At 59.3% G+C, this 22,392-nt stretch carries 19 protein-coding genes; 16 read left to right on the top strand and 3 right to left on the bottom strand.

The window, feature by feature from the left end:
- The first annotated feature begins 97 nt into the window (after positions 1-97).
- From AC3ITA_RS05455 to AC3ITA_RS05420, 8 genes are all read left to right on the top strand, one after another.
- Positions 98-1,012, top strand: coding sequence for a LysR family transcriptional regulator (locus tag AC3ITA_RS05455; protein WP_007975056.1), 915 nt, complete (start codon positions 98-100; stop codon positions 1,010-1,012).
- A gap of 147 nt (positions 1,013-1,159) precedes the next feature.
- Entirely contained in the window at positions 1,160-2,617 is a 1,458-nt protein-coding gene (locus tag AC3ITA_RS05450) for a gamma-aminobutyraldehyde dehydrogenase (protein WP_414929219.1), read from the top strand.
- Positions 2,618-2,701: 84 nt separating this feature from the next.
- Entirely contained in the window at positions 2,702-3,853 is a 1,152-nt protein-coding gene (gene ydcS / locus AC3ITA_RS05445; RefSeq protein WP_150673020.1) for a putative ABC transporter substrate-binding protein YdcS, read from the top strand.
- Positions 3,854-4,070: 217 nt separating this feature from the next.
- Complete coding sequence (locus tag AC3ITA_RS05440) at positions 4,071-5,108, top strand: ABC transporter ATP-binding protein (RefSeq protein ID WP_150673019.1); 1,038 nt, start codon at positions 4,071-4,073, stop codon at positions 5,106-5,108.
- A 1-nt stretch (position 5,109) separates the two neighbouring features.
- Positions 5,110-6,057, top strand: coding sequence for an ABC transporter permease (locus AC3ITA_RS05435; protein ID WP_095943120.1), 948 nt, complete (start codon positions 5,110-5,112; stop codon positions 6,055-6,057).
- On the top strand, positions 6,047-6,874 hold the full coding sequence (locus AC3ITA_RS05430; RefSeq protein WP_108216604.1) for an ABC transporter permease: 828 nt from the start codon (positions 6,047-6,049) through the stop codon (positions 6,872-6,874). Before AC3ITA_RS05435 ends, AC3ITA_RS05430 begins: the two co-directional genes overlap by 11 nt.
- Positions 6,875-7,040: 166 nt before the next feature.
- Positions 7,041-8,465: a gamma-aminobutyraldehyde dehydrogenase gene (locus AC3ITA_RS05425; protein ID WP_150673018.1), complete on the top strand. Its 1,425-nt coding sequence runs from the start codon at positions 7,041-7,043 to the stop codon at positions 8,463-8,465.
- 214 nt (positions 8,466-8,679) lie between these two features.
- A complete protein-coding gene (locus AC3ITA_RS05420; protein ID WP_489279699.1) occupies positions 8,680-10,164 on the top strand; it encodes an APC family permease in 1,485 nt (494 codons plus the stop codon).
- A gap of 59 nt (positions 10,165-10,223) precedes the next feature.
- On the opposite strand, the gene AC3ITA_RS05415 is transcribed toward AC3ITA_RS05420, so the two are convergent.
- Positions 10,224-10,850, bottom strand: a complete 627-nt coding sequence (locus AC3ITA_RS05415; protein WP_489279697.1) for an RloB family protein — start codon at positions 10,848-10,850, stop codon at positions 10,224-10,226.
- 2 nt (positions 10,851-10,852) lie between these two features.
- Entirely contained in the window at positions 10,853-12,118 is a 1,266-nt protein-coding gene (locus AC3ITA_RS05410; RefSeq protein WP_489279695.1) for an AAA family ATPase, read from the bottom strand.
- Positions 12,119-12,556: 438 nt separating this feature from the next.
- Between AC3ITA_RS05410 and AC3ITA_RS05405 the strand changes: the two genes are divergently transcribed.
- On the top strand, positions 12,557-13,069 hold the full coding sequence (locus AC3ITA_RS05405) for a BRO-N domain-containing protein (protein ID WP_414929149.1): 513 nt from the start codon (positions 12,557-12,559) through the stop codon (positions 13,067-13,069).
- Positions 13,070-13,132: 63 nt separating this feature from the next.
- On the opposite strand, the gene AC3ITA_RS05400 is transcribed toward AC3ITA_RS05405, so the two are convergent.
- Positions 13,133-13,318 (bottom strand): hypothetical protein, encoded by a 186-nt coding sequence (locus AC3ITA_RS05400; RefSeq protein WP_095943116.1) that lies wholly within the window; start codon positions 13,316-13,318, stop codon positions 13,133-13,135.
- Positions 13,319-13,736: 418 nt separating this feature from the next.
- On the opposite strand from AC3ITA_RS05400, the gene AC3ITA_RS05395 reads away from it, so the two are divergent.
- The 7 genes from AC3ITA_RS05395 (at position 13,737) to aauR (ending at position 22,289) form a co-directional block, all read left to right on the top strand.
- Entirely contained in the window at positions 13,737-15,365 is a 1,629-nt protein-coding gene (locus tag AC3ITA_RS05395) for a glucan biosynthesis protein D (RefSeq protein WP_414929148.1), read from the top strand.
- A 277-nt stretch (positions 15,366-15,642) separates the two neighbouring features.
- Positions 15,643-16,557 carry a glutamate/aspartate ABC transporter substrate-binding protein gene (locus AC3ITA_RS05390; RefSeq protein WP_095943159.1) on the top strand — a complete coding sequence of 305 codons (915 nt, stop codon included), beginning with the start codon at positions 15,643-15,645 and terminating at the stop codon, positions 16,555-16,557.
- A 194-nt stretch (positions 16,558-16,751) separates the two neighbouring features.
- Entirely contained in the window at positions 16,752-17,498 is a 747-nt protein-coding gene (locus tag AC3ITA_RS05385; protein WP_095943114.1) for an amino acid ABC transporter permease, read from the top strand.
- Positions 17,498-18,169, top strand: coding sequence for an amino acid ABC transporter permease (locus AC3ITA_RS05380; RefSeq protein WP_095943113.1), 672 nt, complete (start codon positions 17,498-17,500; stop codon positions 18,167-18,169). Before AC3ITA_RS05385 ends, AC3ITA_RS05380 begins: the two co-directional genes overlap by 1 nt.
- On the top strand, positions 18,166-18,900 hold the full coding sequence (locus tag AC3ITA_RS05375) for an amino acid ABC transporter ATP-binding protein (protein ID WP_056721096.1): 735 nt from the start codon (positions 18,166-18,168) through the stop codon (positions 18,898-18,900). Before AC3ITA_RS05380 ends, AC3ITA_RS05375 begins: the two co-directional genes overlap by 4 nt.
- 168 nt (positions 18,901-19,068) lie before the next feature.
- On the top strand, positions 19,069-20,964 hold the full coding sequence (gene aauS, locus AC3ITA_RS05370; protein ID WP_095943112.1) for a two-component sensor histidine kinase AauS: 1,896 nt from the start codon (positions 19,069-19,071) through the stop codon (positions 20,962-20,964).
- Complete coding sequence (gene aauR, locus AC3ITA_RS05365; protein WP_150673012.1) at positions 20,961-22,289, top strand: two-component response regulator AauR; 1,329 nt, start codon at positions 20,961-20,963, stop codon at positions 22,287-22,289. The genes aauS and aauR overlap by 4 nt, the downstream gene beginning before the upstream one ends.
- The last annotated feature ends 103 nt before the right edge of the window (positions 22,290-22,392 follow it).

Genomic DNA, 22,392 nt, shown 5'->3' with positions numbered 1-22,392 from the left:
ATGTTGCATTGCGCGTATTGCCGCTCGAACCTGACTATCAGAAAAAACGATATACACTCTGGCCAATCGATAAAAACAGCCCACCGGGTGCTTTCCCATGATGACCTTGCGTCAGATCCGTCACTTCATCGCCGTGGCCGAGACCGGCTCGATCTCGGCCGCCGCGCAAACCGCGTTCATTTCCCAGTCGACCTTGACCCTGGCGATCCAGCAACTGGAGGAGGAAATCGGCGTCAGCCTGTTCAGCCGCCACGCCAAAGGCATGACCCTGACCCACCAGGGGCATCAATTCCTGCGTCAGGCGCACTTGATCCTGGCTACCGTGGATAACGCCAAGCGCAGCCTGCAACAGAGCACCGACCAGGTCGCCGGGCAATTGATCGTCGGTGTAACCAGCCTGGTGGCCGGTTATTACCTGGCGGATCTGCTCACCCGCTTCCAGCGCGCCTATCCCAACGTGGAAATCCGCGTAATGGAGGATGAGCGCCCGTACATTGAGCATTTGCTGGTCAGCGGCGAAATCGATGTCGGCGTGTTGATCCTCTCCAATCTCGAAGACCGCCACGCTTTGCAGACCGAAGTGCTGACCCACTCGCCGCACCGACTATGGCTGCCGGCCCAGCACCCGTTGCTGGAACACGACAGCATCAACCTCGCCGACGTGGCCCGCGAGCCATTGATTCAACTGAACGTCGATGAAATGGACCGCAACGCCCAGCGCATGTGGTCGGCAGCCTCCCTGCAACCGCGCATCACCCTGCGCACAGCTTCGACCGAAGCGGTGCGAAGCCTGGTGGCCGCCGGATTGGGCGTATCGATCCAGCCCGACATGACCTATCGCCCGTGGTCACTGGAGGGCGACATCATCGAAGCGCGACCGATCGCCGACCTCAGCCAGACCCTGGATGTCGGCCTGGCCTGGCGTCGCGGCACCGCGCGGCCGGCGCTGGTAGACCCCTTCCTCACGGTCGCTCGCGAACAACCCCACGGCGGGCGCAAGCCATCTATTTAATCGAACGCCACCTTCAGTATTTAGTATTTGTTGTCCTCGGGTCCGCGAACTAGTCTTGTTGCATCTAATAAAGACGGCCGGGCCCCAGTCACAGGGAGCGCTGCCATGTCTACACAACAAGCCACACAAAAAACGAGAACCCGAAAAATGGCTGGCGCGCAGACCCCGTTGTTCACCGCCCTGTTGATCGATGGTGAACTGGTCGCCGGGCAAGGCTTTGTCGAGCCGATCCTCAACCCGGCCACCGGCGAAGTCCTGACGCAGATCGCCGAAGCCAGCACCGAACAAGTCGAAGCCGCGATCCTCGCCGCCCACCGCGCCTTTGCCGGTTGGTCACGGACCACGCCGCAGCAACGTTCGAACCTGTTGCTGGAGATCGCCAACACCATCGAAAAAAATGCCGACCTGCTGGCCCGCCTCGAATCCATGAACTGCGGCAAGCCGCTGCACCTGGCCCGCCAGGACGACTTGAGCGCCACGGTCGACGTGTTCCGCTTCTTCGCCGGTGCCGTGCGTTGCCAGACCGGCCAGCTCAGCGGCGAATACCTGCCGGGCTACACCAGCATGGTTCGGCGCGATCCTATCGGGGTCGTGGCGTCGATCGCGCCCTGGAACTACCCGATCATGATGGCCGCGTGGAAGATCGCCCCGGCCCTCGCCGCCGGCAACACCCTGGTGTTCAAGCCGTCGGAACACACGCCGCTGTCGATCCTGGCCCTGGCCCCGGCATTGGCCGAGATCCTGCCACGGGGGGTGATCAACATCGTTTGCGGTGGCGGCGAAGGGGTCGGCAGCCATTTGGTCAGCCATCCGAAGATCCGCATGGTGTCGCTGACCGGCGATATCGTCACCGGCCAGAAGATTCTCCAGGCCGCATCGAAAACACTCAAGCGTACCCACCTCGAACTCGGCGGCAAGGCTCCGGTGATCGTCTGCAACGATGCCGACATTCAGGCCGTGGTCGAAGGCGTACGCACCTACGGCTACTACAACGCCGGCCAGGATTGCACCGCCGCTTGCCGCATTTATGCCCAGGCCGGGATTCATGACCGTCTGGTGGCCGAGCTCGGCGCAGCCGTCAGTAGCCTGCGCTTTGCTGGCAAACGCGACGCCGACAACGAAATCGGCCCGTTGATCAGCACCCGCCAGCGCGATCGCGTGGCCAGTTTTGTCGAACGTGCCCTCGGCCAGCCGCACATCGAACGGGTGACCGGCGCGGCGGTGCACTCCGGTGCCGGCTTCTATTACCAGCCGACCCTGCTCGCCGGTTGCAAGCAAAGTGACGAGATCGTCCAGCGCGAAGTGTTCGGGCCGGTGGTCACCGTGACCCGCTTCGATGAGCTGGAACAAGCGGTGGATTGGGCCAACGATTCGGAATACGGCCTGGCCTCGTCGGTCTGGACCCAGAACCTCGACAAGGCCATGCAGGTCGCGGCGCGCTTGCAGTACGGCTGCACCTGGATCAACAGCCATTTCATGCTGGTCAGCGAAATGCCCCATGGCGGCCTGAAACGTTCGGGCTACGGCAAGGACCTGTCCAGCGATTCGCTTCAGGACTACAGCGTGGTGCGGCACATCATGGCCCGCCATGGCGAACATCTCTGACTACGCTAATAACAAGCCACCAACGGCGCGCTTCACCACGTTCAAGACACTGCCCCGACCATAATTAAAGAAGAGGGAATTCCCATGTTCGTGCACAAGACCGCACTGCTCAGTGCAATCACCACCGCGCTGCTGGCCAGCGCCAGTGTCCAGGCCGCCGAGCCGCTCAAAGCTGTCGGGGCGGGCGAAGGCCAACTGGATATTGTGGCCTGGCCTGGCTACATCGAACGTGGCGAGAGTGACAAGGCCTACGACTGGGTGACCGGTTTCGAGAAGGAAACTGGCTGCAAGGTCAACGTCAAGACCGCTGCCACCTCCGATGAAATGGTCAGCCTGATGGCCAAGGGCGGCTACGACCTGGTCACGGCGTCCGGCGACGCGTCCCTGCGCCTGATCGTCGGCAAGCGTGTGCAACCGATCAACACCGCGTTGATCCCGAACTGGAAAAACCTCGACCCGCGCCTCAAGGATGGACCCTGGTACGTGGTCAACAAGCAGACCTACGGCGCCCCGTATCAGTGGGGCCCGAACGTGTTGATGTACAACACCAACGTGTTCAAGACCCCGCCCACCAGCTGGGGCGTGCTGTTCAATGCGGAAAACCTGCCGGACGGCAAGCCGAACAAGGGCCGCGTGCAGGCCTATGACGGCCCGATCTACATCGCCGACGCGGCGCTGTATCTGAAGACCGCCAAGCCGGAACTGGGCATCCAGAACCCCTATGAACTGACCGAAGCCCAGTACAAGGCCGTACTCGACCTGCTGCGCGCCCAGCAGCCGTTGATCCACCGCTACTGGCACGACACCACTGTGCAAATGAGCGACTTCAAGAACGAAGGCGTAGTCGCCTCCGGTGCGTGGCCATATCAGGTCAACGGCCTGATGAACGAGAAGCAGCCAATCGCCTCGACCATCCCGAAAGAAGGCGCCACCGGTTGGGCCGACACCACCATGCTGCACGCCGAGGCCAAGCACCCGAACTGCGCCTACAAATGGATGGACTGGTCGCTGCAACCGAAAGTCCAGGGTGACGTCGCAGCGTGGTTCGGCTCGTTGCCAGCGGTTCCGGCGGCGTGCCAGGGCAGTGAATTGCTCGGCGCCGAAGGCTGCAAGACCAACGGTTTCGACCAGTTCGACAAGATCGCCTTCTGGAAAACTCCACAGGCTGAAGGCGGCAAGTTCGTGCCGTACAGCCGCTGGACCCAGGATTACATCGCGATCATGGGCGGTAGATAACCCGCCCCACCCTGTAGGAGCGAGCCTGCTCGCGATGGCGGAGTGTCAGTCGACAACGATTCTGACTGTTCCGCCCTCATCGCGAGCAGGCTCACTCCTACAGTTGATCAGCGCCGTTGCCACTATCGTGCTCGGCCCACCGATAAAAGATGTTCGTTTTTTCAGAAGTCCAGGCAGGGCCGCTGCGACGGCCTTCGCCTTTTTGGAGCACCGCACCATGACGCTTGCAGTCCAGTTCACCAACGTCTCCCGTCAGTTCGGCGAAGTGAAAGCCGTCGACCGGGTTTCCATCGACATCCAGGACGGCGAGTTCTTCTCCATGCTGGGGCCGTCCGGCTCGGGCAAGACCACCTGTTTGCGCCTGATCGCCGGTTTTGAACAACCGAGCGCAGGCTCCATCCGTATTCATGGCGAAGAGGCCGCCGGCCTGCCGCCGTACCAGCGTGACGTGAACACCGTGTTCCAGGATTACGCGCTGTTCCCGCACATGAACGTTCGCGATAACGTCGCCTACGGCTTGAAAGTCAAAGGCATCGGCAAGGTCGAACGCCTCAAGCGCGCCCAGGAATCCCTGGAGATGGTCGCCCTCGGCGGCTATGGCGAGCGCAAGCCGGTGCAGCTCTCCGGAGGCCAACGCCAGCGTGTGGCCCTGGCCCGTGCCTTGGTCAACCGTCCTCGCGTACTGTTGCTCGACGAACCCCTCGGCGCCCTCGACCTGAAGTTGCGCGAGCAAATGCAGGGCGAACTGAAGAAGCTGCAACGCCAGCTCGGCATCACCTTCATTTTCGTCACCCACGACCAGACCGAAGCGTTGTCGATGTCCGACCGGGTGGCGGTGTTCAACAAGGGGCGCATCGAACAGGTCGATAGCCCGCGCAACCTGTACATGAAACCGGCCACCACCTTCGTGGCGGAATTCGTCGGCACCTCCAACGTGATTCGCGGTGATCTGGCCAAGCAGCTCAGTGGCAATCCGCAGCCGTTCTCGATTCGTCCGGAACACGTGCGCTTCGCCGAAGGCCCGCTGGCCAGTCACGAGATCGAAGTCAGCGGTTTGCTGCACGACATCCAGTACCAGGGCAGCGCCACCCGCTATGAACTGAAACTGGAAAACGGCCAGACCCTGAACATCAGCCAGGCCAACATCCAGTGGATCGACAGCAGCGCGCAACACCAGACCGGGCAGCGCCTCAGCGCACGCTGGGCGCGGGAAGCGATGGTCCAGTTGCACGATACCCTTGCAGGCGGGGTGTGAGATGAACACCCTGGCTATTTCTCAAACCTCGTCAGGCGGCTCGCCGTTGCGCAGGTTTTCCAACCTGTTGTATCGCCGGCCGAACCTGTACCTGTCGATGCTGCTGGTGCCGCCGTTGCTGTGGTTCGGCGCGATCTACCTGGGCTCATTGCTGGTGCTGCTGTGGCAAGGCTTCTACACCTTCGATGACTTCACCATGGCGGTCACACCCGACCTGACCCTGGCGAACTTCACCGCGCTGTTCCAGCCGTCGAACTTCGACATCATCCTGCGCACCCTGGGCATGGCGGTCGTCGTGTCGATGGCCAGCGCCGTCATCGCGTTCCCGATTGCCTACTACATGGCGCGCTACACCACCGGCAAGACCAAGGCGTTTTTCTACATCGCGGTGATGATGCCGATGTGGGCCAGTTACATCGTCAAGGCCTACGCCTGGACGCTGCTGTTGGCCAAGGGCGGCGTGGCGCAGTGGTTCGTGCAGCACCTGGGACTGGAACCGGTCCTGCAGTTCGTGCTGGGGATTCCTGGCGTCGGCGGCAGCACCTTGTCGACCTCGCACCTGGGGCGCTTCATGGTGTTCGTCTACATCTGGCTGCCGTTCATGATCCTGCCGATCCAGGCCTCGCTGGAACGCCTGCCGCCCTCGCTGCTGCAAGCCTCCGCCGACCTCGGTGCCAAGCCGCGCCAGACCTTCACGCAAGTGATTCTGCCGCTGTCGGTCCCGGGCATTGCCGCAGGCTCGATCTTCACCTTCTCGCTGACCCTGGGCGACTTCATCGTGCCGCAACTGGTCGGCCCGCCCGGCTACTTCGTCGGCAGCATGGTGTATGCCCAGCAAGGCGCGATCGGCAACATGCCAATGGCCGCGGCCTTCACCCTGGTGCCGATCGTGCTGATCGCCATCTACCTGTCCATCGTCAAACGACTGGGGGCCTTCGATGCACTCTAATTCAGAAAAGCAGGGGGACAAAGCCTCTCTCGGCCTGCGCATTGCCGCATGGGGCGGGTTGCTGTTCCTGCACTTCCCGATCCTGATCATCTTCCTGTACGCCTTCAACACCGAAGACGCGGCGTTCAGTTTTCCACCCAAGGGTTTCACCTGGAAGTGGATCGGCGTGGCGTTCTCGCGCCCGGACGTGCTGGAAGCCATCAAGCTGTCGTTGCAGATCGCCTCGATTGCCACCCTGATCGCCATGGTCCTTGGCACATTGGCTTCGGCCGCGTTGTATCGCCGGGATTTCTTCGGCAAGCAAGGCATCTCGCTGATGCTGATCCTGCCGATTGCCCTGCCGGGGATCATCACCGGGATCGCGCTGCTGGCGACCTTCAAGACACTGGGCATCGAACCGGGGATGTTCACCATCATCGTCGGCCACGCGACCTTCTGCGTGGTGATCGTCTACAACAACGTCATCGCCCGTTTGCGCCGTACCTCCCACAGTTTGATCGAAGCCTCGATGGACCTCGGTGCCGACGGCTGGCAGACCTTCCGCTACATCATCCTGCCGAACCTCGGCTCGGCGTTGCTGGCCGGCGGCATGCTGGCGTTTGCCCTGTCGTTCGACGAAATCATCGTCACCACCTTCACCGCCGGCCATGAACGCACCCTGCCGTTGTGGCTGCTCAACCAGCTCAGCCGCCCACGGGACGTGCCGGTGACCAACGTCGTGGCGATGCTGGTGATGATCGTGACCATGCTGCCGATTCTTGGTGCTTATTACCTGACGCGGGGTGGTGAGAGTGTGGCGGGCAGTGGTGGGAAGTAACCGACAACCAACATCCCCTGTAGGAGCGAGCCTGCTCGCGATGGACGTGAACGAAGACGCGTTCAGTCTGGTTCAACGCGGTGTGTTTGAGACCATCGCGAGCAGGCTCGCTCCTACAGGGGGCCGGTTCAAGCAGAAAAATAAAAGTGTTAGTGAGGACAAAGCCATGCAAACCAAACTCTTGATCAACGGCCAACTGCTCGACGGCGAAGGCCCCGCCCAACCCGTCTTCAACCCGGCTTTGGGTCGTGTACTGGTGGAAATCAACGAAGCCAGCGAGGCCCAGGTCGATGCCGCCGTACGCGCTGCCGACGCCGCGTTCGACAGCTGGTCGCAAACCCCGCCGAAAGAGCGTTCACGGCTGCTGCTCAAACTCGCCGATGTCATCGAGGCCCACGGCGAAGAGCTGGCCAAACTGGAATCGGACAACTGCGGCAAGCCTTACAGCGCTGCGCTGAACGACGAGATCCCGGCGATTGCCGACGTGTTCCGCTTCTTCGCTGGCGCCAGCCGCTGCATGAGCGGTTCAGCCGGTGGCGAGTACCTGCCGGGGCACACCTCGATGATCCGCCGCGACCCGGTGGGCGTGATCGCTTCCATCGCACCGTGGAACTACCCGCTGATGATGGTCGCCTGGAAAATCGCCCCGGCCCTGGCCGCCGGTAATACCGTGGTGCTCAAGCCGTCGGAACAAACCCCGCTGACCGCCCTGCGTCTGGCCGAACTGGCGTCGGACATTTTCCCGGCCGGTGTACTCAATCTGGTGTTCGGCCGTGGTCCGACCGTCGGCAGCCCGCTGGTGACCCACCCGAAAGTGCGCATGGTGTCGCTGACCGGTTCGATCGCCACCGGTTCGAACATCATTTCCAGCACCGCCGACAGCGTCAAACGCATGCACATGGAACTGGGTGGCAAGGCCCCGGTGATCATCTTCGACGACGCCGACATCGATGCCGCCGTCGAAGGCATCCGCACCTTCGGTTTCTACAACGCAGGCCAGGACTGCACCGCCGCCTGCCGCATCTATGCCCAGGAAGGCATCTACGACAAGTTCGTGGAGAAACTCGGCGCCGCCGTCAGCAGCATCAAGTACGGCTTGCAGGATGATCCGTCGACCGAACTCGGCCCGCTGATCACCGCGCAACACCGCGACCGCGTGACCGGTTTCGTCGAGCGCGCCATCGCCCAGCCGCACATTCGATTGATCACTGGCGGCAAGGCTGTCGAGGGCAACGGCTATTTCTTCGAACCGACGGTGTTGGCCGATGCGCAGCAGGACGACGAAATCGTGCGCCGTGAAGTGTTCGGGCCGGTGGTCTCGGTGACTAAATTCAGCGATGAAGCACAGGTGCTGGGCTGGGCCAACGATTCGGACTACGGCCTGGCCTCCTCCGTGTGGACCGCCGACGTCGGCCGCGCTCATCGCCTGTCGGCGCGTTTGCAGTACGGCTGCACCTGGGTCAATACGCACTTCATGCTGGTCAGCGAAATGCCTCACGGAGGTCAGAAACTGTCCGGCTATGGCAAGGACATGTCCATGTACGGGCTTGAGGACTACACCGTTGTGCGGCATGTGATGTTCAAGCACTAAAAGCATCGCCAGCAGGCTGGCTCCCACAGTTTGGAATGCATTTCCCTGTGGGAGCCAGCCTGCTGGCGATTGCGTCACCCCGGCTTCAAGGTAGAAACCGGCACTAAGCACCATCAGGAATTCAAAACAATAACCACCGATCCGGGCGGCGCCCCCAAGGCCCCGTCACGGTTTCGGACATCCGAAATCTGCCGATTTTCCGGAGCAATCACACATGAGTGCATCACCCGATCTCTCTGCAGCCCTTGCCGACAGCGATGCCGAGCAACTACGCAAACTGGGTTACACCTCCAACTTCAACCGCAGCATGAGCCTGTGGGAAAACTTCGCCCTGGGCTTCACCTATCTCTCTCCGGTCGTAGGGGTTTATACCCTCTTCGGCCTGTGCCTCGCCGCGGGCGGGCCACCGATGTTCTGGGCCTACTTGCTGGTCGGTTGCGGCCAGTTGCTGGTGTGCCTGATCTTCGGTGAAGTGGTTTCGCAGTTCCCGATTTCCGGCGGTGTGTACCCGTGGGCTCGTCGCTTGGTGGGCAAGCGCTGGGCGTGGATGGTCGGCTGGATCTACTCCATCGCCCTGTGCGTCACCATCGCCGCCGTTGCTGTAGGTGCCGGTCCGTACCTCGCCGCCATGATGGGTTTTGAACCGAGCAACAACACCAACATCATCATCGCTCTGTTCCTGACGTTGTTCGCCACCCTGGTCAACCTCAGCGGCACCAAGGTGCTGGCGCGGATCGCCATGTTCGGCTTCCTCTGCGAACTGGTGGGCGCGGTGATCGTTGGCGTTTACCTGCTGATTTTCGAGCGTCATCAACCCATCAGCGTGTTGTTCAACACCTTCGATATCAGCGTCGACGGCTCGTACCTGCCGGCGTTCCTCACCGCGTCGCTGGCGGGGATGTTCCTGTACTACGGCTTCGAGGCCTGCGGCGACGTGGCCGAAGAAACCCCCAACCCGAGCAAGCAGATCCCGGTGGCCATGCGCATGACCATCTACATCGGCGGCATCGCGGCGATGTTCGCCTGCCTGGCGCTGATCCTGGCCGTGCCGGACATGCAGGCGGTGATCAACGGCACCGACAAGGACCCGGTCACCACCATCCTCAACAACGCCTTCGGCCCGGTCGGTTCGAAAGTGGTGATGGGCGTGGTGATGATTTCCTTCATCTCCTGCGTGATCAGCCTGCAAGCGGCGGCCAGTCGTCTGCTGTATTCCTACGCCCGTGACGAAATGGTCATCGGCAGCCGACTGCTGAAAAAAATTTCCCCTACGACTCAGGTACCCGTTGCGGCACTGTTCGTGTCCGGTGTCCTGCCGGCGCTGATCATCATCCTCGGCTTCTTCCTGCAAGACGCGGTCGCCACCATCGTCAGTTTCGCGGCAATCGGCATCTACCTGGCGTTTCAGATGATCGTGCTCGCAGCCCTGTACGCCCGCATGAAGGGCTGGAAACCCAGCGGCAAATTCACCCTCGGCGCCTGGGGCTGGGTGGTGAACGTCGGCGCGCTGGTCTACGGCGTCGGCGCCATCATCAACATGGCCTGGCCACGCACCCCGGACGCCGCGTGGTACATCAACTACGCGATGGTGCTGAGCACTGCCATCGTGATTGGCCTGGGCCTGCTTTACATGTGGATCGCCAAGCCGTATGACCACGGGAAGGCGCCTGCGGGGGATGCCTGGAAAGTCAGCCGGTAACGGACATTCGCCCTCACTCAAACACCCTGCCAGCACCAATGCGGGCAGGGTTCAGGGTGCTAGATCGGCTGCGGTTTGGAGAGGGACTCGAACTCATCCATCAGTAAATGGATTTCGGTACTGGGGTTGGGCTCGCCGCTCTTGACGACGTCCTCAAGGATTTTCGGTGCCAGTGTTCTTGCTGTTTTGAACGGTTCCCCTAGCAGTTGGGCAAAATAGCTAATGTCTTTTCCCTTCTCATATTTTTCCATATTGGGTTTTTCTCGGAGACTTTTCGCAACGAGGTCACCCGGCGAGTTTTTCCCTGCAGCAGCAAATGGCTTTCTGTTGTAGCCAAAGTGCAGTAATAACCAAAACTCGAAACATGGAAAGGATGCTATAACTTTTATTTTTGGATGACGTTTAGCTAAATCAATCGCTCTGTCGAAGCAGATATGAGTGTCTCGGTCCAATGCACAGAAAACCCTATCAAAACTTTTTTGTCGCGCAATTGCCTTTTCAACAATACCGCTTGGGTGAGTTACCCCACAGTGAGCAATCTCAACTTGCGCATTCGCACGAAAGTGAAGCGCCGCATCTTCGAGATATCGTTTTCCTGACTTGCTATCCTCACAAAGAATTAAAACTTTTGGCTGGGGCTTGAAGCGCGAGCCTTTCCGATCAAAAGAGTTTGCTGAGCGCCCCATGATTATTTCCTCCGAATAAAAGGCAAACCACGGTAGCGACCCTCAAAATAACGCTTTTCGACGTCCTCGCCTTCTCGCCCCTCAAAATCATGAATCGAGAAAAGCTTAGTTGCACCATTCTCATCACGTTCCGTGATCCAAAATTGATCGCGCCGAAGAACTTTAGCGTTCATCAAGTGAGTATCATGCGTAGTGAAAATAAGTTGCGAGTCCATCTCCCTGTCCAAGTGCTTCTCGATAAGATCGGCGACAATTTCCGGATGAAGACTACTATCTAACTCATCCACCGCGAGTATTCCGCCACCATTAGCCGACCTAAAATTCATCGTTGTCCAAGGTAACCAGAACCCAATCAGATTCTTGGTACCACCAGACTCTTCAGAGAAATCAAACTCTGCGTCACCCAACAAAGTCGTATGCGTCAGAGTGGTTTTATCATTTTGATCCCCACCAAATACTTCCTCTGCAGATAACGCACCAGAAGCTTTTAGCAAAGCATTTTCGGCTAAAACCTCTTCAAACTTTATACTTGAAACTGGGATATCTACATCTTGCAAAAACTTCTCTAAATGTGCGGTAAAGCTTGGGATTTTTTTTAAGATCCTTATGGACGCAGTAGACCATCGCAACATTGCATCCTGTTCAATAGACCAAAGATTGGTTTTAAACCATTCAAACGGCTCTCGTAACTGAGTCAAGTCCTCACTACTATTAGCTACTGCTTGAGACATAAAAAGAGCTTTTGGGCTTGTAAGCCTCCTCCAAGCTTCATGAACTTCCTTCCCCCCTTCGAGCCCCTCTCCGAAAACATACTGTTCCCCTTTGCTCGTCAGTACGCGACTGTAAAGTAACGACTCTCTTCCTTTTGGATAGCAAATCAATTTTTCTTCAACAACTCTCTTCTCGGTCAAACTGAGAAAAAACTGATAACGGAGACCGCATTTAATAAAGTTGTATTCAAAACTACTAGGCAAGTCTATTAGCGACGAGTCAAATCTAAATGATTTGACTGGCAAGCCCTTATTATCTGTTGATGGCATGCTCCCTAATAACTCAGCAACAATTCCCAGTGCTTGAATAAGGGAGGACTTTCCAGAGGCATTCGGTCCATAAATTGCGGCGACCTTTAACAGATTCGGTAACTTCTCTCCATCCACCAAAGGCTTGAACACGTTTCTTTTTTTACTGAGACGTGGAGTCGCCACCATGGAAAGCGTCTGTTTCTCACGAAACGAGCGGAAATTTGAAACTGAAAACTCGATTAACATGTAGAAAACCTGCACTTCGCGCCAAAATTTGGATTGAATATAGCCAATTTATCAACAAAGTGCAGTTTTTTTGCACTTCACGCGCCACTTGAAATTTCCTACAGATATCCCTTATCAATAGCGCCCTCGATTCCTACGCAAAGCGTCGACAGAGTAGACTTGGCGCCGCGAGTGCCTGACCGATAGGCTTTGCTCCGTCGCTGCCTAATCAGCGGCCCGGAGTCGAAGCCGGAACATATCAACATGGCGCATCCGCGCCCCCATATGAGCTGGGGCATTTTTTTGCCTTTCAGTTTCGCGTTATGGCGGGCCGTGTGGCGCGGGCCTCTCGGCTTCCATGTTGATCGAGAACGTTCCGACTTCGAACGCCCCACGGTCCGCCACCCAAATCTGTCGAAGGATTATTGGCGGCTCCTTTCTTCAACATGGAGTCGAAAAATGCACAAGCACACATCACATCCGACTGAAATTCCTTCCTGCTTCATTCCTAATGTCTTCACCCGCCACAACCGTTTCCTCCACGCCTTCATGCAAAACAACCAAGCCTGGTTCTGTGCCCAGGATCTGGGTCGCTTGATGGGCAAACCACTCAATGAACGCCTGACCCTGAAACTCGATCCCGACCAACGTCGCACCGTCTGGCTGCGCAAGGACGGCAAAACGGTCGAAACCCTGATGATCAGCGAATCAGGCATGTACGCCTTGCTGGTTCACCACTTCGTCCCGGAAAACCGCAACCTGCGCCAGTGGTTGAGCAATGAAGTCATACCCTCATTGCGTGATGCGAAATCAGCGCCTGTGGAAAACCTGCCAAGCCTGAGTTCCTTGAATTGGGCCGGAGTTTCAGTGCCCTTGCTGCATTACCAACATCACGCCTGGATCAAGTGGCGAGACATGCCTGAGTTGATGCAGGTGCAGCGACCCTTCCCAATCGCTGGCACTTGCCGCTGAAGGGATAAATCGAGCTGATAAAAAAGGGACAGACTTCACAGTCCGTCCCTTTGGTTTGCCTTATTAAAACCTCGAAACACTCCTCATCGCATCCACCAGATACCTCATCGCGATCCTGTCGCTCTCCGACAGTTCCCGATAGCGTTCCACCAGTTTCATTTCCTCGCTGTTGAGCCGGCGTCTTCGTCGCACCAGTGCCAGACACGGAAAGATTCCCAACATTTCGGTGATGCCTTGTACTTTCGACATGGACGATGTCCTTCTCTAGACGTCAAAGAAACTGCAAAAAACCGCATCGCCCTATCCCTTTTTCAGCAGCCGCTGGGTGCCCGCTGAACCGCACCGGTCCGAAGGGCATAAACCGGTCATGTGCACAGAATAGAAATATTCCGGGCGCTGAAAAGCGGTTTTTAGAGTAATTAGTCGAAAAAAGCAGAAATGCCCTCTAAATCAGAAACCCCTGTCGGAATTGTTTCCCGACATGTCTTGTTTCATTGCCGAGACGGCGCAGTGCCATCAATCAATTTTGCTCTTCAATCGAACGGTTTAAGCTGTCGGGCATCTGTGTAAAAGTCCGTTGTGTTTGGCCGAAGGCATGTCCGAACCGATATTTCTGATCCAGCACGTGCCAGGAACGGCACGGGATTGTTCACGACAGGTTGTATTTATGCACCGCAGGAACTTGCTCAAAGCCTCCATGGCCATCGCGGCCTACACCGGTTTGTCCGCTACGGGCCTGTTGGCCGCCAAGGCCTGGGCCGCCACCGGTGGCACCGCTGATGGCGAGGCCACCGCGTTCGATTTCGAGGCGCTGAAACTCCAGGCCAAACAGCTCGCCAGCAACCGCTATCAGGACACCAAGCAACAGTTGCCGCCGACCCTGGCGACCATGACGCCGCAGAACTTCAATGCGATCCGCTACGACGGCAATCATTCCTTGTGGAAAGAGCTCAAGGGCCAGCTGGACGTGCAGTTTTTCCACGTTGGCATGGGGTTCAAGCAGCCGGTGCGCATGTACAGCGTCGATCCGAAAACCCGGATGGCCCGCGAGGTGCATTTCCGCCCGTCGCTGTTCAACTATGAAAACACCACGGTCGACACCGCGCAGCTCAAGGGCGACCTGGGTTTCTCCGGCTTCAAGCTGTTCAAGGCCCCGGAACTGGACAAGCACGATGTCGTGTCGTTCCTCGGCGCCAGTTACTTCCGTGCGGTGGACGCCACCGGCCAGTACGGCTTGTCGGCCCGCGGGCTGGCCATCGATACCTACGCCAAGAAGCGCGAAGAATTCCCCGATTTCACCAAGTTCTGGTTCGAGACCCCGGACAAGGACAGCACCCGCTTCGTGGTCTACGCCCTGCTCGATTCGCCGAGCGCCACCGGTGCCTACCGCTTCGATATCGACTGCCAGGCCGAGCGCGTGGTGATGGAGATCGACGCCCACGTCAATGCACGCACCGCCATCGACCAGTTGGGCATTGCGCCGATGACCAGCATGTTCAGTTGCGGCACCCACGAGCGCCGCATGTGCGACACCATTCACCCGCAAATCCATGACTCCGACCGCCTGGCCATGTGGCGCGGCAACGGCGAGTGGATCTGCCGCCCGCTGAACAACCCGGCGACCCTGCAATTCAATGCCTTCGCCGATACCGACCCGAAGGGCTTCGGCCTGGTGCAGACCGACCACGAGTTCGCCAGCTATCAGGACACCGTCGACTGGTACAGCCGTCGCCCGAGCCTGTGGGTTGAACCGACCACCGCATGGGGCGAAGGCTCGGTCGATCTGCTGGAGATCCCCACCACCGGCGAGACCATGGACAACATCGTCGCCTTCTGGACGCCGAAGAAACCGGTGGCTGCAGGGGATTCGCTGAACTACGGCTACAAGCTGTACTGGAGCGCATTGCCGCCAGTCGGAACGCCGTTGGCACGGGTCAACGCGACCCGTTCGGGCATGGGCGGCTTCACCGAAGGCTGGGCGCCAGGCGAACACTATCCGCCGGTGTGGGCGCGGCGCTTTGCCGTGGACTTCACCGGTGGCGGCCTGGACCGCTTGCCCGAAGGTACGGGCATCGAGCCGGTCGTTACCTGCTCGAACGGCGAGGTCAAGGATTTCAGCATCCTGAAGCTCGACGACATCAAAGGCTACCGCATCCTGTTTGACTGGTACCCGACCAATGACAGCGTGGAGCCTGTCGAGCTGCGCCTGTTCATCCGCACCAACGACCGCACCCTGAGTGAAACCTGGTTGTACCAGTACTTCCCGCCTGCGCCGGACAAACGCAAGTACAGCTGATGACCGAGTAGCCCCCTGCCACCATTCGGTTTTCCGAACGCGACCTGCGGGTCGGTTCGGTTAACCGGATCATCTCACTGAAATTTCAACGCAAAAAATATTTAATTCCCTTATAAATCAATACGTTGATCAATTGAGACTGGTCTGGCACGAGTCATGCTCTACACTTCTTCGACGAATGTCCTTTGCGCCGACTCTCAATAGCGCTCAGGTGTTTTGCAGCACAAAAGGGCCGATGAACTGGCTCCATAAAAAAAACAATGTCGAGGAAAATTTGATGCGCATCGTTCCCCATATCCTGGGCGCAGCCATTGCTGCCGCTCTGATCAGCACGCCAGTTTTCGCCGCCGAACTCACCGGCACCCTGAAGAAGATCAAAGAGTCCGGCACCATCACCCTGGGCCATCGCGACGCTTCCATCCCGTTTTCCTACATTGCAGACGCTTCCGGCAAACCGGTCGGCTACTCCCACGACATCCAGCTGAAAGTCGTCGAAGCGCTGAAAAAAGACCTGGACATGCCGAACCTGCAGGTCAAGTACAACCTGGTGACTTCGCAAACCCGTATCCCGCTGGTGCAGAACGGCACCGTGGACCTGGAGTGCGGTTCCACCACCAACAACGTCGAGCGTCAGCAGCAGGTTGACTTCTCCGTTGGCATCTTCGAAATCGGTACTCGTCTGCTGTCCAAGAAAGACTCCAAGTACAAGGATTTCCCCGATCTGGCAGGCAAAAACGTCGTGACCACCGCCGGCACCACGTCCGAGCGCATCCTCAAGGCGATGAACGCCGACAAGCAGATGGGCATGAACGTCATCTCCGCCAAAGACCACGGCGAATCCTTCCAGATGCTGGAAACCGGCCGCGCCGTGGCTTTCATGATGGACGACGCCCTGCTGGCCGGTGAAGCCGCCAAGGCCAAGAAGGCCGATGACTGGGCCGTGACCGGCACGCCACAGTCGTACGAAATCTACGGCTGCATGGTGCGTAAAGGCGACGAGCCGTTCAAAAAGGCTGTGGATGACGCCATCAAGGCCACCTACGCATCGGGCGAGATCAACAAGATCTACGAAAAATGGTTCATGCAACCGATCCCGCCAAAAGGCCTGAACCTGAACTTCCCGATGAGCGAAGAACTCAAGGCCCTGATCGCCAAACCGACTGATAAAGCGGCTGACGACAAGAAGTCCTGATTTCTGACTAACCTTATCTCCTGAGAGGGCCCTGGCCCTTTCAGGAGGTGGTCACTTCCTGCTGGCATTTTTTGGAAACACTCGAACCGGTGGCTGTCGAGCCGGGAGCGTGTGCCTGATCGTAAAGGTCGGGCGGGAACGGAGCTTCCCCCAAGCGGGCACTTGTACATCGATTGAACTGAGGGGAGACCCTAATGAATTACAACTGGGACTGGGGCGTGTTCTTCAAGTCCACCGGCGTGGGCAGCGAGACCTATTTCGACTGGTACGTGACCGGCTTGGCCTGGACCATCGGCATCGCCATCGCGGCCTGGATCATTGCCCTGACACTGGGCTCGATCCTGGGCGTCATGCGTACCGTGCCGAACCGCATCGTATCGGGTATCGCCACCTGCTACGTCGAACTCTTCCGTAACGTGCCGCTGCTGGTTCAGCTGTTCATCTGGTACTTCCTGGTACCCGACCTGCTGCCGGCGGACCTGCAAGAGTGGTACAAGCAGGACCTGAACCCGACCACCTCGGCCTTCCTCAGCGTCGTCGTATGCCTGGGCCTGTTCACCACCGCCCGGGTTTGCGAACAGGTGCGCACCGGTATCCAGGCCCTGCCAAAAGGCCAGGAGTCCGCGGCCCGCGCCATGGGTTTCAAGCTGCCACAAATCTACTGGAACGTGCTGCTGCCCCAAGCCTACCGGATCATCATTCCGCCGCTTACCTCGGAGTTCCTGAACGTCTTCAAGAACACCTCCGTGGCCTCGCTGATCGGTTTGATGGAGCTGCTCGCGCAGACCAAGCAGACCGCCGAGTTCTCCGCCAACCTGTTCGAAGCCTTTACCCTGGCAACGCTGATCTACTTCACCCTGAACATGAGCCTGATGTTGCTGATGCGTATGGTCGAGAAGAAAGTCGCCGTACCGGGCCTGATTTCCGTAGGGGGTAAATGATGGAATTCGACTTCTCGGGCATCATCCCGTCCCTGCCGGGCCTGTGGAACGGCATGATCATGACCCTCAAGCTGATGGCCATGGGCGTGATCGGCGGCATCATTCTCGGCACCATCCTTGCCCTGATGCGCCTGTCCCACAACAAAGTGCTGTCGAACATCGCCGGCGCGTACGTCAACTATTTCCGCTCGATCCCCTTGCTGCTGGTGATCACCTGGTTCTACCTGGCGGTACCGTTCGTGCTGCGCTGGATCACTGGCGAAGACACGCCGATCGGTGCGTTCGCATCCTGCATCGTGGCCTTCATGATGTTCGAAGCGGCGTACTTCTGCGAAATCGTCCGCGCCGGTGTGCAGTCGATTCCCAAGGGCCAGATGGGCGCTGCCCAGGCACTGGGCATGACGTACGGGCAGATGATGCGCCTGATCATCCTGCCGCAAGCGTTCCGCAAGATGACACCACTGTTGCTGCAACAGAGCATCATCCTGTTTCAGGACACCTCGCTGGTCTACGCCGTCGGCCTGGTGGACTTCCTCAATGCTTCGCGCGCCAGTGGCGACATCATTGGCCGCTCCAATGAGTTCCTGGTTTTCGCCGGTCTCGTGTACTTCATCATCAGCTTTGCCGCCTCGCAGCTGGTCAAGCGTCTGCAAAAAAGGTTCGCCGTATGATCTCTATCAAAAGCATCAACAAGTGGTATGGGGACTTCCAGGTACTGACTGATTGCAGCACCGAGGTCAAAAAAGGCGAAGTGATCGTGGTGTGCGGGCCGTCCGGTTCCGGCAAGTCGACCCTGATCAAGTGCGTCAACGCCCTGGAACCGTTCCAGAAAGGCGACATCGTGGTCGACGGCACCTCCATCGCCGACCCAAAGACCAACCTGCCGAAACTGCGTTCGCGCGTGGGCATGGTGTTCCAGCACTTCGAGCTGTTCCCGCACCTGACCATCACCGAAAACCTGACCATCGCGCAGATCAAGGTGTTGGGCCGCAGCAAGGAAGAAGCCACCAAGAAAGGCCTGCAACTGCTTGAGCGCGTCGGCCTCTCGGCTCACGCCCACAAGCATCCTGGCCAACTGTCCGGTGGTCAGCAGCAGCGTGTGGCGATTGCCCGTGCGCTGGCGATGGACCCGATCGTCATGCTGTTCGACGAACCGACCTCGGCGCTGGACCCGGAAATGGTCAACGAAGTGCTCGACGTGATGGTGCAACTGGCCCACGAAGGCATGACCATGATGTGCGTGACCCACGAAATGGGCTTCGCCCGTAAAGTGGCCGACCGCGTCATCTTCATGGACGCCGGCAAAATCATCGAAGACTGCAAGAAAGAAGAGTTCTTCGGTGACATCAACGCCCGCGCCGAGCGTACACAGCACTTCCTCAACAAGATTCTGCAGCACTAATACCAACGTAGCTCGCCCCTACCCTGTAGGAGCGAGCTTGCTCGCGATGGTCGTTAACGATGACGCGTTCATCCTGAATGCACGCGTTGTCCTTGAGTTCTTCGCGAGCAAGCTCGCTCCTACAGTCGGAGTAGGCAGGCAATCGCTGGTTGACCCAAGGCATCTGTGATGAAATGCGACCCCACCCTTTATCGCGCAGCAATGCCATCACTTGCCGTGAAACCCCGTCTGGTTCGTCATTTGTTCCTGCCGCCGCTGATCATCGCCATGATGGTCGGCCTGGGCTATATCGGCTTCTGGATCAGTGAGCACTACGGCATCCGCAGCCTCAGCGAAAACGGCCAGCGCCAGCTGGAACTGCACGCCCGCGCCGTCGAAAGCGAAATCAGCAAATACACCTACCTGCCCAGCCTGCTGGAGCTCGAAACCAGTGTTTCGCAGTTGCTGGCCGACCCGACCCCGGAACACCGGCAAACGGTCAACGATTACCTCGAAGGCCTGAACCGGCGCAGCCGCAGTCGGGCCATCTACGTGATGGACACCACCGGCCGCGTCATGGCCACCAGCAACTGGCGCGATGTCGACAGTTACCTGGGTGAAGACCTGTCCTTCCGCGCCTATTTCCAGAACGCCGTGCGCGGTCAGCCGGGGCGCTTCTACGGCATCGGCAGCACCAACGGCGAACCCGGTTACTACCTGGCCCATGGCCTGGAAGAACACGGCAAGATCATCGGCGTCGCGGTGGTCAAGGTCCGCCTGGAAGCCATGGAAGAACGCTGGCAACGGGCACGCCTGGAGGCCTTCGTCAGCGACGAAAACGGCATCATCATTCTGTCCAGCGATCCGGCGCGGCGCTTGAAATCGGTGGTGCCGCTGAGCGAAGAAACCAAGGAAAAGCTCGCCCGCAGCCTGCAGTACTACTGGTTCCCGCTCAACGAACTGCAGCCGCTGGCCCGGGAAACACTGTCCGAAGGCGTGGAAAAACTCACGTTCCCGGCCAACAGTGAGCTGGTGTCCGACGACGAAAACATCAGCTACCTGGCGCAAACCCGGCCGCTCGGCGATACGCCGTGGAATTTCACCCTGCTCACGCCGCTCCAGGATCTGCGCAGCGAAGCGATCAACCGGGGGATCCTGGTAGCCGTGGCGTTTGCCCTCCTGGCGTTCCTTTTGATCGCCTGGAACGAGCGGCGCAAGGTGATCGCCACCCGCCTGGCGGCCCGGGAAGCCTTGCAGGAAGCCAACAATCAGCTGGAGCGTCGGATTACCGAACGCACCACCGACCTGCGCGCCAGCAACGAACGGCTCAAGGGCCAGATCCGCGAACGCCGGCAGGCCGAAGAGACCTTGCGCCGCGCCCAGGATGAATTGGTACAGGCCGGAAAACTCGCAGCCATCGGCCAGATGTCCACCAGCATCGCCCACGAACTGAACCAGCCGCTGGCGGCGCTGCGTACCTTGTCCGGCAATACCGTGCGCTTCCTCGAACGCGGCCAGCTCGACGTGGCCAGCACCAACCTCAAGACCATCAACGAACTGATCGACCGCATGGGCCGAATCACCGCCAGCCTGCGCTCGTTCGCCCGGCGCGGTGATGACAAGGGCCAGGCCTGCCTCGGCAAAGGTGTGGACGCGGCGTTGCAGTTGCTCGATGGACGAATGAAAAACACGCAGCTGCACCGCCATTTCGAAGAGGTGCAGGTGCAGATCGACCAGACCCGCCTGGAGCAGATTCTGGTCAACCTGATCGGTAACGCCCTGGACGCCATGCAAGCGCAACCGCAACCCGAACTGTGGCTCGAAGGCGAAGCGTTCGATGGCAAATACCGCCTGCGCGTACGTGACAACGGCCACGGCATCGACGCCGAAGCGCGCAAGCACCTGTTCGAGCCGTTCTTCACCACCAAACCCGGCGAACAGGGCCTGGGCCTGGGCCTGACCCTTTCCGCCAGCCTTGCCGCCGCCACCGGAGGTCACCTGGGTGTCGAGCACCCGGCCAGCGGTGGTACCGCATTCGTCCTCAGTTTACCGTTGGTAAGCCTCACTCCCGCCGAGCCAATATGAACAACGACCTTAGTGTATTGATCGTCGAAGACGACCCCCATGTGCTGCTCGGCTGCCAGCAGGCGCTGACCCTGGAAGACATTCCCTGCATTGGCGTGGGCAGCGCCGAAGAAGCCCTGGAGCGGGTCGGCGACAACTTCGCCGGCATCGTCGTCAGCGACATCCGCCTGCCGGGCATCGATGGCCTGGAACTGCTGACGCGACTCAAGGAGCGCGACCGCAGCCTGCCGGTGGTGCTGATCACCGGGCACGGCGACATCTCCATGGCCGTCGGCGCGATGCAGAAAGGCGCCTACGACTTCATGGAAAAGCCGTTCTCCCCGGAGCGCCTGGTGGATGTCGCCCGCCGCGCCCTGGAGCAACGCAGCCTGGCGCGGGAAGTCTCGTCGTTGCGCCGGCAACTGGCCGAACGCGATTCCCTCGAAGGGCGGATCATCGGTCGCTCGCCGGCCATGCAGAACCTGCGGGAGCTGATCGCCAACGTTGCCGATACCTCGGCCAACGTGCTGATCGAAGGCGAGACCGGCACCGGCAAGGAACTGGTTGCGCGCTGCCTGCATGATTTCAGTCGCCGCCACACCAAGCAGTTCGTCGCCTTGAACTGCGGCGGCCTGCCGGAGAACCTGTTCGAAAGCGAAATTTTCGGCCACGAGGCCAACGCCTTTACCGGCGCGGGTAAACGGCGGATCGGCAAGATCGAACACGCCGACGGCGGCACGCTGTTCCTCGACGAAGTGGAAAGCATGCCCCTGCCCTTGCAGATCAAGTTGTTGCGGGTATTGCAGGAACGCACCCTGGAACGCCTCGGTTCGAACCAGAGCGTAGCGGTGGATTGCCGGGTGATCGCGGCGACCAAATCCGACCTCGTCGAGTCGAGCAAGGCCGGCGAGTTCCGCAGCGACCTGTATTACCGCCTCAACGTGGTGACCCTGGAACTGCCGCCGCTGCGCGAGCGCCGTGAGGACATCCTGCAATTGTTCGAACACTTCTTGCAGCAGTCGTGTCTGCGCTTCGACCGCACGGCGCCGGAACTGGACAACCAGACCGTTTCGAACCTGATGAGCCACGACTGGCCGGGCAACGTGCGTGAACTGCGCAACGTCGCCGAACGCTTTGCCCTGGGCCTGCCGGCATTCAAGAAAACCGGCGCCGGCGGCGGCAATCAGGGCCTGGCCTTTGCCGAAGCGGTGGAGGCATTTGAGCGCAACCTGCTCAGCGATGCCTTGCAACGCAGCGGCGGCAACCTGACCCAGGCCAGCCAGGAATTGGGCATGGCCAAGACCACGCTGTTCGACAAGGTAAAGAAGTACGGCCTGAGCCATTAGAAGGTGTTCTCCTGTGGGAGCGAGCCTGCTCGCGATGGCGGCGGGTCAGTCGACATCGTCGTTGGCTGAAACACCGCTATCGCGAGCAGGCTCGCTCCTACAG

The organism is Pseudomonas sp. GL_090 (assembly GCF_057837765.1).
Note: the sequence above shows the minus strand (reverse complement) of the source record. Positions and strands in the feature narration are given on the sequence as shown.

Coding starts and splice junctions, on each gene's coding strand:
- AC3ITA_RS05455 (WP_007975056.1), top strand. CDS start 98: ATGATGACCTTGCGTCAGATCCGTCACTTCATCGCCGTGGCCGAGACC.
- AC3ITA_RS05450 (WP_414929219.1), top strand. CDS start 1,160: ATGGCTGGCGCGCAGACCCCGTTGTTCACCGCCCTGTTGATCGATGGT.
- ydcS (WP_150673020.1), top strand. CDS start 2,702: ATGTTCGTGCACAAGACCGCACTGCTCAGTGCAATCACCACCGCGCTG.
- AC3ITA_RS05440 (WP_150673019.1), top strand. CDS start 4,071: ATGACGCTTGCAGTCCAGTTCACCAACGTCTCCCGTCAGTTCGGCGAA.
- AC3ITA_RS05435 (WP_095943120.1), top strand. CDS start 5,110: ATGAACACCCTGGCTATTTCTCAAACCTCGTCAGGCGGCTCGCCGTTG.
- AC3ITA_RS05430 (WP_108216604.1), top strand. CDS start 6,047: ATGCACTCTAATTCAGAAAAGCAGGGGGACAAAGCCTCTCTCGGCCTG.
- AC3ITA_RS05425 (WP_150673018.1), top strand. CDS start 7,041: ATGCAAACCAAACTCTTGATCAACGGCCAACTGCTCGACGGCGAAGGC.
- AC3ITA_RS05420 (WP_489279699.1), top strand. CDS start 8,680: ATGAGTGCATCACCCGATCTCTCTGCAGCCCTTGCCGACAGCGATGCC.
- AC3ITA_RS05415 (WP_489279697.1), bottom strand. CDS start 10,850: ATGGGGCGCTCAGCAAACTCTTTTGATCGGAAAGGCTCGCGCTTCAAG.
- AC3ITA_RS05410 (WP_489279695.1), bottom strand. CDS start 12,118: ATGTTAATCGAGTTTTCAGTTTCAAATTTCCGCTCGTTTCGTGAGAAA.
- AC3ITA_RS05405 (WP_414929149.1), top strand. CDS start 12,557: ATGCACAAGCACACATCACATCCGACTGAAATTCCTTCCTGCTTCATT.
- AC3ITA_RS05400 (WP_095943116.1), bottom strand. CDS start 13,318: ATGTCGAAAGTACAAGGCATCACCGAAATGTTGGGAATCTTTCCGTGT.
- AC3ITA_RS05395 (WP_414929148.1), top strand. CDS start 13,737: ATGCACCGCAGGAACTTGCTCAAAGCCTCCATGGCCATCGCGGCCTAC.
- AC3ITA_RS05390 (WP_095943159.1), top strand. CDS start 15,643: ATGCGCATCGTTCCCCATATCCTGGGCGCAGCCATTGCTGCCGCTCTG.
- AC3ITA_RS05385 (WP_095943114.1), top strand. CDS start 16,752: ATGAATTACAACTGGGACTGGGGCGTGTTCTTCAAGTCCACCGGCGTG.
- AC3ITA_RS05380 (WP_095943113.1), top strand. CDS start 17,498: ATGGAATTCGACTTCTCGGGCATCATCCCGTCCCTGCCGGGCCTGTGG.
- AC3ITA_RS05375 (WP_056721096.1), top strand. CDS start 18,166: ATGATCTCTATCAAAAGCATCAACAAGTGGTATGGGGACTTCCAGGTA.
- aauS (WP_095943112.1), top strand. CDS start 19,069: ATGAAATGCGACCCCACCCTTTATCGCGCAGCAATGCCATCACTTGCC.
- aauR (WP_150673012.1), top strand. CDS start 20,961: ATGAACAACGACCTTAGTGTATTGATCGTCGAAGACGACCCCCATGTG.